At 69.6% G+C, this 14,231-nt stretch carries 15 protein-coding genes and 1 tRNA gene; 12 read left to right on the plus strand and 4 right to left on the minus strand.

All coding sequences use genetic code 11. The annotated features are described in order from the left end of the window. Window positions 1–3: 3 nt before the first annotated feature. Complete coding sequence (pcnB, locus tag K4L06_RS20345; protein ID WP_221673116.1) at window positions 4–1,344, minus strand: polynucleotide adenylyltransferase PcnB; 1,341 nt, start codon at window positions 1,342–1,344, stop codon at window positions 4–6. A 142-nt stretch (window positions 1,345–1,486) separates the two neighbouring features. Between pcnB and K4L06_RS20350 the strand changes: the two genes are divergently transcribed. The 3 genes from K4L06_RS20350 to K4L06_RS20360 all read left to right on the plus strand — a co-directional run bounded on the left by K4L06_RS20350 (window position 1,487) and on the right by K4L06_RS20360 (window position 2,875). Further along, a tRNA-Glu gene (locus K4L06_RS20350) sits at window positions 1,487–1,562 on the plus strand. Between the two features lie 197 nt (window positions 1,563–1,759). Beyond that, entirely contained in the window at window positions 1,760–2,083 is a 324-nt protein-coding gene (gene fdxA, locus K4L06_RS20355; protein ID WP_064748093.1) for a ferredoxin FdxA, read from the plus strand. Between the two features lie 84 nt (window positions 2,084–2,167). Continuing rightward, the gene (locus K4L06_RS20360) at window positions 2,168–2,875 is read left to right on the plus strand and encodes a hypothetical protein (protein WP_221673117.1); all 708 of its coding nucleotides are present in this window, start codon (window positions 2,168–2,170) and stop codon (window positions 2,873–2,875) included. 333 nt (window positions 2,876–3,208) lie between these two features. Here the strand turns inward: K4L06_RS20360 and K4L06_RS20365 are convergent, their stop codons facing one another. After that, on the minus strand, window positions 3,209–3,748 hold the full coding sequence (locus K4L06_RS20365; RefSeq protein ID WP_221673118.1) for a hypothetical protein: 540 nt from the start codon (window positions 3,746–3,748) through the stop codon (window positions 3,209–3,211). A 16-nt stretch (window positions 3,749–3,764) separates the two neighbouring features. Next, complete coding sequence (gene dapA / locus K4L06_RS20370; protein ID WP_221673119.1) at window positions 3,765–4,670, minus strand: 4-hydroxy-tetrahydrodipicolinate synthase; 906 nt, start codon at window positions 4,668–4,670, stop codon at window positions 3,765–3,767. Window positions 4,671–4,795: 125 nt separating this feature from the next. On the opposite strand from dapA, the gene K4L06_RS20375 reads away from it, so the two are divergent. From K4L06_RS20375 to K4L06_RS20385, 3 genes are all read left to right on the plus strand, one after another. Then, window positions 4,796–5,464, plus strand: coding sequence for a glycine cleavage system protein R (locus tag K4L06_RS20375; protein ID WP_221673120.1), 669 nt, complete (start codon window positions 4,796–4,798; stop codon window positions 5,462–5,464). 2 nt (window positions 5,465–5,466) lie between these two features. After that, entirely contained in the window at window positions 5,467–5,949 is a 483-nt protein-coding gene (locus K4L06_RS20380) for a peroxiredoxin (protein ID WP_221673121.1), read from the plus strand. 163 nt (window positions 5,950–6,112) lie between these two features. Further along, window positions 6,113–7,510, plus strand: coding sequence for a PhoH family protein (locus tag K4L06_RS20385; RefSeq protein ID WP_221673122.1), 1,398 nt, complete (start codon window positions 6,113–6,115; stop codon window positions 7,508–7,510). A gap of 98 nt (window positions 7,511–7,608) precedes the next feature. On the opposite strand, the gene K4L06_RS20390 is transcribed toward K4L06_RS20385, so the two are convergent. Further along, window positions 7,609–8,658 (minus strand): hypothetical protein, encoded by a 1,050-nt coding sequence (locus tag K4L06_RS20390; protein ID WP_221673123.1) that lies wholly within the window; start codon window positions 8,656–8,658, stop codon window positions 7,609–7,611. 325 nt (window positions 8,659–8,983) lie between these two features. On the opposite strand from K4L06_RS20390, the gene K4L06_RS20395 reads away from it, so the two are divergent. The 6 genes from K4L06_RS20395 (at window position 8,984) to kdpA (ending at window position 14,228) form a co-directional block, all read left to right on the plus strand. Continuing rightward, on the plus strand, window positions 8,984–9,364 hold the full coding sequence (locus tag K4L06_RS20395; protein ID WP_221673124.1) for a helix-turn-helix transcriptional regulator: 381 nt from the start codon (window positions 8,984–8,986) through the stop codon (window positions 9,362–9,364). A 93-nt stretch (window positions 9,365–9,457) separates the two neighbouring features. Beyond that, entirely contained in the window at window positions 9,458–10,270 is an 813-nt protein-coding gene (gene thiD / locus K4L06_RS20400; RefSeq protein WP_221673125.1) for a bifunctional hydroxymethylpyrimidine kinase/phosphomethylpyrimidine kinase, read from the plus strand. Further along, entirely contained in the window at window positions 10,257–11,129 is an 873-nt protein-coding gene (locus tag K4L06_RS20405; protein WP_221673126.1) for an alpha/beta hydrolase, read from the plus strand. The genes thiD and K4L06_RS20405 overlap by 14 nt, the downstream gene beginning before the upstream one ends. A gap of 382 nt (window positions 11,130–11,511) precedes the next feature. Continuing rightward, window positions 11,512–12,270 carry a TorF family putative porin gene (locus tag K4L06_RS20410; RefSeq protein ID WP_221673127.1) on the plus strand — a complete coding sequence of 253 codons (759 nt, stop codon included), beginning with the start codon at window positions 11,512–11,514 and terminating at the stop codon, window positions 12,268–12,270. A gap of 12 nt (window positions 12,271–12,282) precedes the next feature. Continuing rightward, the gene (locus tag K4L06_RS20415; protein ID WP_221673128.1) at window positions 12,283–12,375 is read left to right on the plus strand and encodes a potassium-transporting ATPase subunit F; all 93 of its coding nucleotides are present in this window, start codon (window positions 12,283–12,285) and stop codon (window positions 12,373–12,375) included. 134 nt (window positions 12,376–12,509) lie between these two features. Continuing rightward, window positions 12,510–14,228 (plus strand): potassium-transporting ATPase subunit KdpA, encoded by a 1,719-nt coding sequence (gene kdpA, locus K4L06_RS20420; protein WP_221673129.1) that lies wholly within the window; start codon window positions 12,510–12,512, stop codon window positions 14,226–14,228. Window positions 14,229–14,231: the final 3 nt, after the last annotated feature.

The raw sequence follows: 14,231 nt of genomic DNA on the forward strand, positions 1-14,231 counted from the left end.
CTCTTATTCCTCCACCGGCGCGCCGCGACGGCGGCGACGGCGCTTGCGCGGGGCGCGGCCTTCGCCGCTTTCGTCCTCGTCGCCGTGCGCGGCGGCGTCCTGCTGCTGCGCCAGGGTCTCGTTCGGGTGCAGCTGCGCTTCGCGCCAGAATTCGACGTCGGCGGTGTGCTCGGGCGAGGCCGCCTGGCGCAGGCTGAGGAAATCGAACGCGGCGCGGAAGCGCGGATGCGACAGCAACCGGAACACGCGCTTGCGCTGGCGCTGCTGGAAACGCGACTGCAGCAGCCAGATCTCCTGCATCGGCAGCGAGAAGCGGCGCGGCAGGGCGATCGTCGACAACTGGTGCAGGGTGACCCGGTCGGCGGCGCGGCGCTGCGCTTCGGCGGTGTGCACGCCCTGCGCCTGCAGCGCCATCAGCGCGCGGCAGTAAGCCGGCCACAGCAGCAGGGCGAACAGGAACGCCGGCGACACCGGCTCGTCGGCGGCGACGCGCGCGTCGGTGCCCTTCAGCCCTTCCAGCACCATCCGCCGCAACGCGCCGCTGCGGTTGGAACGCAGCGCGGCGGCGCTCTCCGGCAGCAACGCGCCGAGCAGGCCGTAACGCTCCAGGCCGAGGAAGCTCTCGACCGCGTGGCCGGACAGGAACAGCTTCAGGCATTCCTCGAACAAACGCGCCGGCGCGGCGTCGGCCAGCAACGGCGCCAGGCGCGGAATCGGCTCGGCGGTGTCGCGCTCGATCTCGAAACCGAGCTTGGCCGCCAGCCGTACCGCGCGCAGCATCCGCACCGGATCTTCGCGGTAGCGGGTCTCCGGATCGCCGATCAGGCGCATCAGGCGGTTCTGCACGTCCTCGAAGCCGCCGACGTAGTCGCGCACCGAGAAGTCCTCGACCGCGTAATACAGTGCGTTGGCGGTGAAGTCGCGGCGCACCGCGTCGTCTTCGATGCTGCCGTAGACGTTGTCGCGGACCAGGCGGCCGCCGGTGTCGGTCTCGCGGTCGCCGCTGCCGTCGTCGCTGTTGGCGCGGAACGTCGCCACCTCGATGATCTCGCGGCCGTAGACCACATGGGCCAGGCGGAACCGGCGCCCGATCAGGCGGCAGTTGCGGAACAGCCCCTTGACCTGTTCGGGCGTGGCGTCGGTGGCGACGTCGAAGTCTTTGGGATGGCCGCCGACCAGGATGTCGCGCACCGCGCCGCCGACCAGGTAGGCGCCGAAGCCGCTGTCGCGCAGCCGGTACAGCACCCGCAACGCGTTGGGGCTGATCTCCTTGCGCGAGACGTTGTGCTGGTCGCGCGGGATCACCCGCAGCGTAGGTTGGAATGAGGAGTTATCGGCTTGCATCGAGCGGGCGCGCCGCCTGTAAAGGAATTCGGGATGGCCGTTGCCCGCGGCAACGGCGGCGCATATACTAGCAGGCCGCACCGGATTGAGAGTCCCTGCGGTCTGACGAGGAGCCCGCTCCCCGCCAGCGTCGTAATCCCCTGCTCCCTTCGTCTAGAGGCCTAGGACGTGGCCCTCTCAAGGCTAAAACACGGGTTCGAATCCCGTAGGGAGCGCCAAACCAGCGACCCGGTCGCCGAAAAAGCCCGCGCCTGCGCGGGCTTTTTCTTATCCGCGGGCGATGGCGACGCCGTCGCGTTGCGCGCCCGCGGCGCCCGTCACGCATCCGCCAAGCCGCGCCTTGGGTCGTTGCGCGGCGATGGCTACACTATCGCCGCCGACCCGCCGGCACGGCCCAGACCCCAGGATTTCGCTCATGCCCTTCGTCGTCACCGAGAACTGCATCAAATGCAAGTACACCGATTGCGTCGAGGTGTGCCCGGTCGACTGCTTCCATGAAGGCCCGAATTTCCTGGTGATCGACCCGGACGAGTGCATCGATTGCACCCTGTGCGAGCCGGAATGCCCGATCAACGCGATCTACCCCGAGGACGACGTGCCCGCCGGCCAGGAGGCCTTCGTCGCCCTCAACGCCGAGCTGGCCCAGGCCTGGCCGGTGATCACCACGCGCAAGGACAGCCTGCCCGACGCCAAGGATTGGGAAGGCAAGACCGGCAAGCTCGACCTGCTCGAGCGCTGAACCGGCCGGGCGGCCGGGCCGCCTGCGGGCGTTCATCGACCGCTGCCTAGACTCGGGCCGACCGCGCTGCCCGAGACCGTCGCCGTGCCCAGCCCCCACCGTACCGCGCAGGCCCTGCCCGCACTGCTGCTCGCCCTGAGCCTGGTCCCGGCCGCCGCCGGCCAGTCCCGGCCCGCCGCGGAACCTCATCAGCCGCGCCCCGCCCGGGACCGCGACTCGCTGGACTTGGGCTCGCTGGACTTGGGTGGCCTGGGCCTGGGCGAGCTGGACCTGTCGCGGCTGGACCCGAATGCGCTGCGCAGCGGCGGCGCCGACCTGCTGACCCGCGCCGCCGATTCGGACCTGGACAGCCTGTTCCAGGCTCTGCACCGCGCCGCGCGCGCGCCGGACGAAGCCGCGGTGCTGTGCGGCCTGTTCGACCCGCAGGCCGACCGCAGCCCCGAGGCCCTGACCCGGGCCGCGCAGCGCCTGGGCGAGGACAGCCGGCAGCGCTTCCTCGACGCCTTGCTGCGCATCGCCCTGGGCGGCCTGCAGAACCCGCCGCAGGCCTACGACGCCGGCGCGGCCAAGCAGGCGCTCAAGCGGGCCGGGGTCACCGCTGCGCTGCTGCACGAGGATTTCGCCACCCAACTCGGCGCCGAAGGTCAGGCGCCCGAAGCGCGCCAGGCGCGCTGCCGCGCCTTCGGCTGGGTGCTCGACGCGCTGGCGCAGATGCCGTTGGCGCAACGCGCCGCGACCACCCGCCTGCTGCTGCACGAAGGCCTGGCCCGCGCCCTGCCCGGCGAGCGCTGAGCGTCGCCTGGCGCGATGGTCGCGGCTCACCGCGCCCGCAGTCGGCGCGGCTCTGTAGGAGCGGCGTGAGCCGCGACAGCCGCAGCGACGCGATACCGCGCCGGTTTCCGCAGCCCGGCCGATCGGGCATCCCGGGTCGGCGCAAGAACCGCTTATCCGGGCTTCGGCGGCCTGCGCTCGCGCGAACCGCTTCGGCTGTCGCGGCTTACGCCGCTCCTACAGGAAGCGGCCGCTCCTGTTCGGAGCAGCGCGCCCGGCCGGTTTCGCGCTGGCCCCCGCAACGAAAACGGGCGCCTCGCGGCGCCCGTCCCGTGTCGCAAGCGACGCTGGCGATCAACGGCCGCCGAGCGTGCCCTTGAGGCTGGCGATCAGCTGCGCCGGCGCTTCGCCGGCGGCCGGCAGGCCGCGCGGGTCGACCGCCGAGACGTAGGCGCCGGCTTCCACCGCGCTGACCCGGACCAGGAAGTTGCTGCCCTGGTAGTTGACGTCGTAGGCGCCGAGCAGCTGCGCGCGGCTGGCGATGCTCAGGCCTTCGACCTTGCCCAGCGCGTCGCCGACCTTGTTGAAGATGTCGTCGCGGTTGCCGCTGACGGTGAAGCCGTTCGCCGCCGAGGCCGGGGTGCCCGGGGCGGCCTGGGTCGGGCGCGAGGCGGCCAGGCCCGACGCGGTCACCGAACCGGCCGGCACCGCCATGGCGCCGTCGGTACGCGGCTGGTCGAGGTCCGGCGGCACTTCCAGCGGACGGTTTTCCGGCGCTTCGGCATACAGCTTGTTGCCCTTGCGGAACCAGCTGCAGCCCGAACTGGCGACCACCGCCAGCAGCAGACCGGCGACCAGCGCACGGGACAGATTGGGGTTGCAACGCATGAGCATCTCCTGCTGAAAAGGGTCAGGCCGCGATCGGTTCGCGACCGGCGTGTTCGAGTTCGATTACCAGCGCGGCGATGCGGCGCGCCGCCTCGTCGTGCGCCGGCGACAGCGATTGCAGCGGCAGGCGCAGCCCGTGGCCCAGGCCTTGCGCGGCCAGCAGCGCCTTGACCGGGATCGGGTTGGGCTCGACGCCGAGAAAGTCGTAGGCCGGACGCAGGCGCGCGTCCCAGGCTTCGGCCTGGTCGCGGCGGCCGGCGCGGGCCAGGTCGGCGAGACGGCGGAACGCCGCCGGCAGCACATTGGAGCCGACCGAGACGATGCCGTCGGCGCCGGCGAGCATGGCCCGGCACGCGGTCGGATCGTCGCCGCTGAGCACGGCGAAGCCTTCCGACTTGAACGCCAGCAGGGCGTCCATGCGCGCGCCTTCGGCCACCGCTTCCTTGATGCCGACGATGCGCGGATGGTCGACCAGGGCGGCCACGGTCTGCGGCAGCAGATCGCCGCCGGTGCGGCCCGGCACGTTGTACAGCACCAGCGGCAAGGCGCCGTCGTCGGCGATCGCGCGGTAGTGGGCGATCAGGCCGGCCTGGGTCGGACGCACATAGGGCGGCGTCACCACCAGCGCGGCGTCGGCGCCGAGCGCGGCGGCGCGACGGGTCAGTTCGATGGTTTTGGCGGTGTTGGACAGGCCGGTGCCGGCCAGCACCGGAACGCGCCCGGCGACCGCTTCGACCGCGGTCCGCAGCAGGGTGTCGTATTCGGCGTCGTACAGCGCCGCGGCCTCGCCGGTCGAGCCGGCCACGACCAGCGCCTGGGTGCCGCCTTGCAACTGCGCCGCCAGCATTTTGTGCCAGGCGTCCAGGTCGAGTTCGCCGGCCGCGGTGAACGGCGTCGCCAGCGCGGTGATGCTGCCGGAAAGTCGCAAGAGAAAACCTACCAATGATCGTGTTGAGGGCGTCCGCGCCGTCGGGCTGCGGACCGCCGGGCCAGTGTTCCGGGCGGAGCGTCCGGGCCTGGAAAAACGTGCGCGGTGCCGCCAAGTACGGGGCGATGTTACTTGCGGCCCGAAAGCGGGGGCAAGTATGCTGCCTTATAGCCGCGACCCGAGCCCGGGCCGCCGTTCATTTCCGAGCCTTCCGCTCCCTTGCAGGCGCCGCCTTGACCGATTCCGCTTCCCGGCCGTCGCCGAACGAAAACCACCTCCTGATCAACGCCTATACGACGCATCCGGAGTCGCCGCTGCTGTCGGTGACGCGCCGGATCGCCGATTCGGGCTGCAACCTGGTCGACGCGCGCCTGTCCACGGTCGGCCGCGACGTCTCGGTGACGGCGCTGGCGGTGGGCTCCTGGGACGCGGTCGCCAAGCTCGAAGCGATGCTGGCGCGGCTGGAGCGCGAGGAAGGCCTGAAGCTGGTGTGGTACCGCACCGGCGCCAAGCAGGTCCAGTCCAGCCTGCTGCCCTACGTGGTCGAAGTCGTCGCCGCCGACAAGCCCGGCATCCTGTTCCAGCTGGCCGATTTCTTCGACCGCCAGGGCATCACCATCGAAAGCCTGCACTGCTCGCGCTACCGCGCGATGCAGACCGGCGCGGACATGTTCTCGGCGCAGATCACCATCGGCGTGCCGTCGAGCATGCACATCGCCGCCTTGCGCGACGATTTCCTCGAGTTCTGCGACCATCTGAACCTCGACGCCATCATGGACCCGATGAAGTTCTGACCATGCTCGACACCGGCGACCACGCATACGGCAAGAAAGCGCCCGCGCTGCAGCTGGCCCTGTCCAGCGGCGAAACCGTCCGCCTCGCCGACTACGCCGGGCAATGGCTGGTGCTGTACTTCTATCCCAAGGACAGCACCCCGGGCTGTACCACCGAAGGCCTGGACTTCAACGCCGCGCTGCCCAAGTTCAAGAAGCTCGGCGCGACCGTGCTGGGCGTGTCGCGCGACTCGATCCGCTCGCACCAGAACTTCTGCGCCAAGCAGGGCTTCAAGTTCGACCTGGTCAGCGACGCCGACGAGTCGCTGTGCAACGCCTTCGGCGTGATCAAGGAAAAGAACCTGTACGGCCGCAAGTACATGGGCATCGAGCGCAGCACCTTCCTGATCGACCCGAAAGGCGTCATCGTGGCGTCATGGCGTCCGGTGAAAGTCGCCGGCCATGCCCAGGCCGTACTCGATTCGCTCAAGGAACACTCCGCCTAGGAGCACCACGCCCAGTGAGGCCCTCCCCGTCCACGCTCGCCAGCCGTCCCGCCCCGCGGGCCACGGCGGCGCGACCGTGGGCGCCGTCCGCGCGCGGCCTGCGCCGCGTCCCGGCACCGCGTTCCGCCCCGCTTTCCACGCTCTTCTCCGACGAGACCGCTAAATGACCAGAAGCAAGCGCATCTACGTGCTGGATACCAACGTGCTGATGCACGATCCCACCGCGCTGTTCAAGTTCGAGGAGCACGACGTATACCTGCCGATGCAGGTCATCGAGGAGCTCGACAACGGCAAGAAGGGCACCTCGGAAGCCAGCCGCAACGCGCGCCAGGTCAGCCGCTTCCTCAACGAGCTGATCGAAGCCGAAGGCACCGCCAAGATCGCCTCGGGCATCACCCTCAACCGCCCGCAGGGGCTGCAGCTGCGCGGCGCGCAGAGCATCGGCAAGCTGCGCTTCCAGACCAGCGCGTTCGATGCCGGCAAGCGCTTCGGCGCGGTCATCCCGGACAACCACATCCTGGGTTCGATCCTGGCGCTGAAGGAGGCCGAGCCCGAGGTGCCGGTGGTGCTGGTGTCCAAGGACATCAACCTGCGGATCAAGGCCTCGATCGCCGGCATCGTGTCGGAGGACTACGAGAACGACCGCGCCCTCGACGACTTCAGCCTGCTCTACACCGGCGCGACCGCGCTGCCGGAGGACTTCTGGCAGCGCCACGGCAAGGACCTCAAGTCCTGGACCGAGAAAGGCCGCACCTACTACGAACTCAGCCGCGCGCCGGACGACGACTGGTACCCGAACCAGTTCCTGTACCTGCCCGGCGACGACGAATCCGAGCTCAAGGTGGTCAAGGTCGGCGAAGAGCGCGTCACCCTGCAGATCGTCGACGACTACCGCCACAACCAGCATGCGGTGTGGGGCATCATCGCGCGCAACCGCGAGCAGAACTTCGCCCTCAACGCGCTGATGGACCCGGAGATCGATTTCGTCACCCTGCTCGGCACCGCCGGCACCGGCAAGACCCTGCTGGCCCTGGCCGCCGGCCTGGCCCAGACCATGGATCAGCAGCGCTACCGCGAGATCATCATGACCCGCGCCACGGTCAGCGTCGGCGAGGACATCGGCTTCCTGCCCGGCACCGAGGAGGAAAAGATGACCCCGTGGATGGGCGCGCTGACCGACAACCTGGAAGTGCTGACCCACAACCAGGAAGGCGGCGCCTGGGGCCGCGCGGCGACCAACGACCTGCTCGCCTCGCGGATCAAGATCCGCTCGATGAACTTCATGCGCGGCCGCACCTTCCTCAGCCGCTGGCTGATCCTCGACGAAGCGCAGAACCTGACCCCGAAGCAGATGAAGACCTTGATCACCCGCGCCGGCCCGGGCACCAAGATCGTCTGCCTGGGCAACGTCGAGCAGATCGACACGCCGTACCTGACCGAGACCACCTCGGGCCTGACCTACGCGGTCGACCGCTTCAAGGGCTGGGCGCACAGCGCCCACGTCACCCTGCGCCGCGGCGAACGCTCGCGCCTGGCCGACTACGCCTCGGAAGTGCTGTAGGCGGGCGCGACGCCGGGACGGTCCCGGCAGTCCGCCGCTGAAACCGACGAGCCGGCGCATGCGCCGGCTCGTTGGTTTGCGCGGGCGGCCGGAAAGACTCAGCTGCCCGGGATGCGGCAGCAGGTGGCCGTGGTCCTGTAAGCGATCGCGCTGAGCACCGAACCGACCAGTTCGCACTTCCAGCCGGTCAGCTGGCCGTTGACCACGTTCGGGTCCGAACTGCTGACCGTCAGCCCGAGCGGACCGGTGCACGAACCGCTGGTCGCGGTGTAGTTGGTCGGGCAGTCGATCGTGCGGGTCTGCAGGCCGCCGAGCAGATCCAGCACGCCGGTCTGCTGGGCGTAGGTGCAGTCCAGGGCGGTGGCGGCCGGCTCCTTGAAATAGCCGGTCACGTCCACGACCACGTTCGCCTGCGCGCTCGAGTACAGACTGAACTGAGTGGGGCAGCCGGGGCGGCACAGCTTCACGTGCGATTCGTTGGAGTACACGCCGCCGCCGTTGTAGTTCAACGAAGCCGCCACCGGGCGGGCCACGTCGGAGGGATAGGCGGTGAACCAGCCGCCCTGCAACGGATCGACCGAGGCCAGCTTGACCGTAATCGCCGACACGTTGGCGGGGATGTTGCAGTTGCTGGCGTCGCCGCCCTGATCGACGAAATCGGTTGCCGTGAACGCCAGGAAGCTGCGCGTGCTGTTCGCGGCCATAGGACCGCCGCGCAGGCGGGTGTCGACGATCCGGCACGGCGTCAACGGGGTGTAGACCAAATCCGAACCCGGGCTGCCGATCGCCTTGGTGCCGATCTCGCCGATGGCCGTCGGTGCGCCGCCGACCACCTCGACCGACCCCGCGGAGCCCAGTAGCGCTTCGTTCATTTGGCGAAAGTCAACAGCGCTGGCCGCCCGCTCCAGATTGGCGATATCGGCATTGGCGAACGTGGTCCGCATCCGCTCGCCCCAGCCGCTCGCCGAAGCGCCGTACGTCTTGTCGACGTAAGGCTGCCAGCGCTCAACGATGTCCTGCCCGAGTTCGGCGCGCATGCTCTCCGGCGCCAGTCCGCTGTCGTAGTTGACCGCCCAGTTGACCCCGAAGGCTGCCGCCGGCAGCCCCACTACCAACAGCCCGACCAGTAATTTCCCTTTCGTAATCATCGTAACCGCCCTTCCTTCAGAGAGAGACGAGCGCCTTGCGGCGCGGCGAGGACACGGATGGCGCCCCTTGGTCCGGGGCCAGCGCTTGCGCGCGCTGCATGGATAGTGCATCGACCGATGCGCCGGCAATGTCCGCTTTCGCTAACGTTGGACGTTGTGTTTTCCAGGCGCGAACGTCGGCTTGCGGCCCAGGAAAATGTGGTTGTGACTGGCAACCCACTCCGCAGGCGAACGGTTAGGGAAACTGGACTAATAGCGACCAGTTTCGCTGTCGTGTTAGCGAACCCCGTGCAAGATCGCCGTTAGCCTTTCAGGAGAGTCCGGGATGTCGGCATTGCCTGAACGCATCAGACGCGCGCGCGCCCTGTCGCGCACTTCGCAACTGGCCCTGGCCACCGCAGTCGGCGTGCAACGCAGCGCGGTGGCGCAATGGGAACGGCCTTCGGGCAGTCGCCCTTCCATGCATCATCTGCTGTCGATCGCCAAGGTCACCGGCGTGTGCCTGGAGTGGCTGGGCACCGGGCGCGGCCAGGTTCGCCCGGACGACGGCGCCTGGACCCCGGCGCTGCGCCCGGCCGATTACGCCCAGGACGACATCGAGGAGGAATGCCTCAGCGCCCTGCGCCGGCTGCCGTTCGCCCTGCGCAAACAGCTGGTCGCGACCATTTCGCTGATGGCCAAAGCCTCCGCGGACGGCAACGGTTAGCAAGCACGGCGGCCGCCCGGGCCGATAAGATGGGACGGCGGCCGCTAGGCGCTACCGGCCGCCGCATTCCGTCCGCCCGCCCGACCGCACCCGATGACCCAACGCCCCGTTTCCGCCCTGACCATCGCCGGCTCCGACTCCGGCGGCGGCGCCGGCATCCAGGCCGATCTCAAGACCTTCGCCGCACACCGCGTGCACGGGCTCAGCGCACTGGCCGCGCTGACCGCGCAACACACCCGCGGCGTGAGCGCGGTGCACGTGCCCGACACCGGCTTCCTGCGCGCGCAGATCGACGCCTGTTTCGACGACTTCGCGATCGGCGCGGTCAAGCTCGGCATGCTCGCCAACGCCGCGGTGATCCACGCCGTCGCCGACGCGCTGGAGCATTACCGCCCGGCCCGGATCGTGCTGGACCCGGTCATGGTCGCGACCTCCGGCGCGCGCCTGCTCGAACCCGAGGCCCTCGAAGCGCTGCGCGGCCGCCTGCTGCCGCTGGCGAGCCTGGTCACGCCCAACCTGCCCGAGGCCGAGCTGCTGCTCGGCCGGCCGATCGCCGACCGCGACGGCATGCGCGCCGCGGTCGACGCCTTGTTCGCGATCGGCGCGCGCGCGGTGCTGCTCAAGGGCGGCCATCTGGCCGACGACGGCGACGTGGTCGACCTGTTCGCGCACGCCGGCGGCGTGCGCGAGATCGCCCATCCGCGCTTGTCGGTGGAGGCGCACGGCACCGGCTGCACCCTGGCCTCGGCGGTGGCGGCGAACCTGTGCCGCGGCTTGTCGCTGGAACAGGCCAGCGCGGCCGCCGCCGACTACGTGCATGCGGCGCTGCGCGGCGGTTATCGGCCCGGCCGCGGCGAGGTGCTGGTGCTGGATCACTTCGGAGCCGCCGCGCATGGCCGACAGTAAGCCCCCCGATCACGACCAGATCGCGCTGCGCGCCGGCGACGGCCATCGTTGGGCGCTGCTGAGCCGGATTCCGGCCCAACCGCGCCGCAGCCTGCTGTGGCTGCCCGCGCTCGGCGTCGCCGCGCGCCACTACCTGCCCTTTGCCGAGGCGCTGGCCGCACGCGGCGTGGCGGTGTTCGTGCACGAGTGGCGCGGCAACGGCAGCAGCAGCCTGCGCGCCAGTCGCAGCGTGGACTGGGGCTATCGCGAAGTCCTGCTCGACGATCTGCCGCTCAGCGAAGCGGCCGCGGCGGCCGCGCTGCCGGGAGTGCCGCGCGCGATCGGCGGCCACAGCCTCGGCGGGCAACTGGCCTGCGTGCGCCTGGGTTTGATGGCCTTGCACGGTCAGGCCGTTCCGCAGGCCTTGTGGCTGGTCGCCAGCGGCGCGCCGTACTGGCGCGCGTGGCCGATGCCGCGCAAGATCGGCCTGTCCTGGGTGTACCGGTTTCTGCCCTGGCTGGCCCGGGTCAACGGCGTTTTGCCGGGCCGCCGGGTCGGCTTCGGCGGCAACGAGGCGCGCAGCCTGATCCGCGACTGGGCCCGCACCGGGCTCAGCGGCCGCTACGCCGCCCGCGGCGTCGGCGAAGACCTGGAAGCCGGCATGGCCCAGGTCGCGATCCAGGCCCGCAGCGTGCGCCTGACCGACGACTGGCTGGTGCCGCGCGCCTCGCAGGATTTCCTGTTGTCGAAATTGCCGCTGGCGCAAATCGCATCGACCGACATGGACGCAGCCGCCTTGGGCGCGCGCGCCGATCACTTCGCCTGGATGAAACAGCCCGAGGCGGTGGTCGCCGCCTTGCTGCGCGACGATCCACTGTAGGAGTGGCGTCAGCCGCGACCACCGAAGCGAGGTAGCTCAGTGCCATCGCCGAAGCCCGGACAACCGGGCTTTGTTATGTGGGGTGGCGAGTACGCCGCTGCGGGCAGCAGCGCGCAGCTCCACCGCTTCGGTCGTCGCAGCTTGTGACCGGAGGAAATCCCCGTGAGACGCCGCTCCCACAGGCGATGGTTTCGAGCCCCGATCGGCGGCAGCGGGCTCTGATCTTCCTGCACGTCCCGCGACCGCGCTTTACGCCGCGCCGTCGATTGTTTACGGCGAATTTACGCCGCGACGGCGGTCGCGAAATAGCGGCTTTACGCCCGCCTTTCCGAGAATGAGCGCGTGGCCGAACCGGCCTCTTACGCAGTCTTCGGATACTTCCATGCCGTCCTCGCATCACCCGTTCCGCCGCCGCGAAGCCGCCGCGCCGTTGCTGCTGGCCGCCTGCGCCGGCCTCGGCTTGCTCGCCCTGGGCGCGAACGCCCACGCCGCAGAATCCCCGGCCGTCAGCCTCAGCGGCTCGGCCGCGCTGACCAGCGACTATGTCTGGCGCGGCAGCTCGCAGACCCAGGGCGACCCGGCCGTGCAGGCTGGCTTCAAGATCGCCCACAGCAGCGGCGTCTATGCCTCGGTGTGGGGCTCCAACGTCGAGTTCGCGCCGGACACCCATGCCAGCAGCGAGTTCGATTTCACCGTCGGCTGGGCCGGCAAGGTCGCCGACCACTGGGGCCTGGACGTGAACGTCCTGCACTACCGTTATCCGTCGACCACGGTCGATCTGAACTGGACCGAGCTCAACGGCACGGTCACCTGGCGCGACAACTACTGGCTGTCGCTGGCCTATTCCAACCAAGCCCTGGGCAGCAAGGAACGCGGCCTGTACTCGCAGGTCGGCACGCGCTTCCCGGTCAACGATGCGGTGCGCTTCGAAGCGGCGGTCGGCCACTACTTCCTCGACGACGTCTACGACCGCAGCTACAGCCATGGTCAGCTCAGCGCGATCTGGGCGGTGAAGACGGCGTCCAACGCGAACCTCGAACTGCGCCTGACCGCCCACGCCACCGACCGCAACGCCGAACGGATCTTCGGCGATTCCCTGGCCGGCTCGCGCATCGAAGCGGCGGTCCAGGCGACCTTCTGAAGGAGACACGACATGCCCGGTTGGCTCTCGATGCTGTGCGCGATCTCGGTCCTGGTGGCCGGCGCCTATCTGCTCTACGTCGTGCTGCGCCCCGAGGACTTCTGAGCGCGCGCCCGCACCGCAGGGAACGCGGCGCGGTTCCACTCTACCGACGCGCGTCCGCGCTCTGAGCGGACGCGCGCCAGGCCGTTGCCGCGCCGGACGCGCCGCAGCGGCCTCATCACCGTCCGGTGTTCGTCATGATCGAAATCTTTCTCGTATTCGCGCTAGCCGTCGGCCTGGGTTGGCCGTTAGGCCTGTACCTGGCGCGCGTCATGCGCGGCGACCGCTCGCGCCTGGACGTCCTGTTCGCGCCGATCGAACGCGCGATCTACCGCGCCGTCGGCACCGACCCGGCGCGCGGCATGAGCTGGCGCGGCTACGCGTTGGCGTTCGCTCTCAGCAATGCGGTGCTCGCCGTGTTGGTATGGGCGTTGTTCATGACCCAGGCCTGGCTGCCGCTCAACCCCGACGGCGTGCCCAACCTGCGTTGGGACACCGCGCTGCACACCATGGTGTCCTTCCTCACCAATACCAACCAGCAGCACTACTCGGGCCAGGCCCAGCTGAGCTATCTGTCGCAGATGGTCGGCATCGTCGGCCTGCAAGTCGTCACTCCGATGATGGGCCTGGCGATCGTGGTCGCCACCCTGCGCGGCCTGTTCGGCGGCCGTCAGGCCCTGGCCGACCCTGGCGCGGCGACGCGCGAGGGCGAGACCCGCGACCTCGGCAACTACTGGGTCGACGTCACCCGCGCCACCCTGCGCTTCATGATTCCGCTGTGCCTGCTGTGGGCGGCCTTGCTGACCTGGCAAGGCGTGCCGTCGACGCTGCAGGGCGGTGCGACGGTTTCGCCGCTCGACCAGAGCGCGGAGCTGAAGCAACAGAAGATTCCCGTGGGCCCGGTCGCGCCTATGGTCGCGGCCAAGCAACTGGGCACCAACGGCGGCGGCTGGTACGGCCCCAACAGCACCGTCGCGCTGGAGAACCCGACCCCGCTGTCGAACCTGCTGGAGGTGCTGGCGCTGATCCTGATCCCGGTCGCGGTGACCTTCATGGTCGGTCCGTTCACCGGCCGGCGCAAACTCACCGCGCTGGTGTTCGGCAGCATGCTGCTGATGTCGGTGGTGTCGACCGGCCTGTCGGTAGGGTCGGAGGCGTATTCCTCGACCAGCGCCGACGCGGCGCTGATGGAAGGCAAGGAAACCCGCTTCGGCGCCGATGGCTCGGCCTTGTGGTCGGCGCTGACCACGCAGAGCAGCAACGGCTCGGTCAACGCGATGCACGACTCGCTGGCGCCGCTGACCGGCGGCGTGGCGATGGTCAACATGCTGATCAACGCCATCTGGGGCGGCATCGGCTGCGGCCTGCAGCAGTTCCTGGTCTATCTGCTGCTGTCGGTGTTCCTGGCCGGACTGATGACCGGGCGTACGCCGGAGTTGTTCGGACGCAAGATCGAAGCGCCGGAAGTGCGCCTGCTGGCGCTGCTGATCCTGTTGCAGCCGATGGTGGTGCTGGGCTTCAGCGCCGTCGCCCTGGCCTTCCCCGCGATCACCGGCAATTCCAATCCGGGCTTCCACGGCATCAGCCAGGTCTTCTACGAGTACACCTCGGCCTTCGCCAACAACGGTTCGGGCTTCGAAGGTCTCGGCGACGCGACGTACTGGTGGAATCTCAGCTGCTCGGCCGTCCTGGCATTGGGCCGATACCCGGCGCTGATCGTGCCGCTCGCGGTCGCCGGCCTGTTGGCGCGCAAGCGCGTGGCGCCGGAAAGCACCGGCACCCTGCACGCGGAGACGCCGACTTTCGCCCTGACCCTGATCGCGGTGATCGTGATCTTGACCGTCCTGCAATTCATGCCCGCGTTGGTGCTCGGCCCGATCGCCGATCACCTGACCCTGGCGAGCAAGGCTCTGTGAGGA

It is taken from the genome of Lysobacter sp. BMK333-48F3 (genome assembly GCF_019733395.1).
Lineage (GTDB): Bacteria > Pseudomonadota > Gammaproteobacteria > Xanthomonadales > Xanthomonadaceae > Lysobacter.

Coding starts and splice junctions, on each gene's coding strand:
- kdpA (WP_221673129.1), top strand. CDS start 12,510: ATGATCGAAATCTTTCTCGTATTCGCGCTAGCCGTCGGCCTGGGTTGG.
- K4L06_RS20410 (WP_221673127.1), top strand. CDS start 11,512: ATGCCGTCCTCGCATCACCCGTTCCGCCGCCGCGAAGCCGCCGCGCCG.
- K4L06_RS20415 (WP_221673128.1), top strand. CDS start 12,283: ATGCCCGGTTGGCTCTCGATGCTGTGCGCGATCTCGGTCCTGGTGGCC.
- fdxA (WP_064748093.1), top strand. CDS start 1,760: ATGCCCTTCGTCGTCACCGAGAACTGCATCAAATGCAAGTACACCGAT.
- K4L06_RS20405 (WP_221673126.1), top strand. CDS start 10,257: ATGGCCGACAGTAAGCCCCCCGATCACGACCAGATCGCGCTGCGCGCC.
- K4L06_RS20395 (WP_221673124.1), top strand. CDS start 8,984: ATGTCGGCATTGCCTGAACGCATCAGACGCGCGCGCGCCCTGTCGCGC.
- pcnB (WP_221673116.1), bottom strand. CDS start 1,344: ATGCAAGCCGATAACTCCTCATTCCAACCTACGCTGCGGGTGATCCCG.
- K4L06_RS20365 (WP_221673118.1), bottom strand. CDS start 3,748: ATGCTCATGCGTTGCAACCCCAATCTGTCCCGTGCGCTGGTCGCCGGT.
- K4L06_RS20380 (WP_221673121.1), top strand. CDS start 5,467: ATGCTCGACACCGGCGACCACGCATACGGCAAGAAAGCGCCCGCGCTG.
- K4L06_RS20375 (WP_221673120.1), top strand. CDS start 4,796: ATGTTACTTGCGGCCCGAAAGCGGGGGCAAGTATGCTGCCTTATAGCC.
- thiD (WP_221673125.1), top strand. CDS start 9,458: ATGACCCAACGCCCCGTTTCCGCCCTGACCATCGCCGGCTCCGACTCC.
- K4L06_RS20385 (WP_221673122.1), top strand. CDS start 6,113: ATGACCAGAAGCAAGCGCATCTACGTGCTGGATACCAACGTGCTGATG.
- K4L06_RS20390 (WP_221673123.1), bottom strand. CDS start 8,658: ATGATTACGAAAGGGAAATTACTGGTCGGGCTGTTGGTAGTGGGGCTG.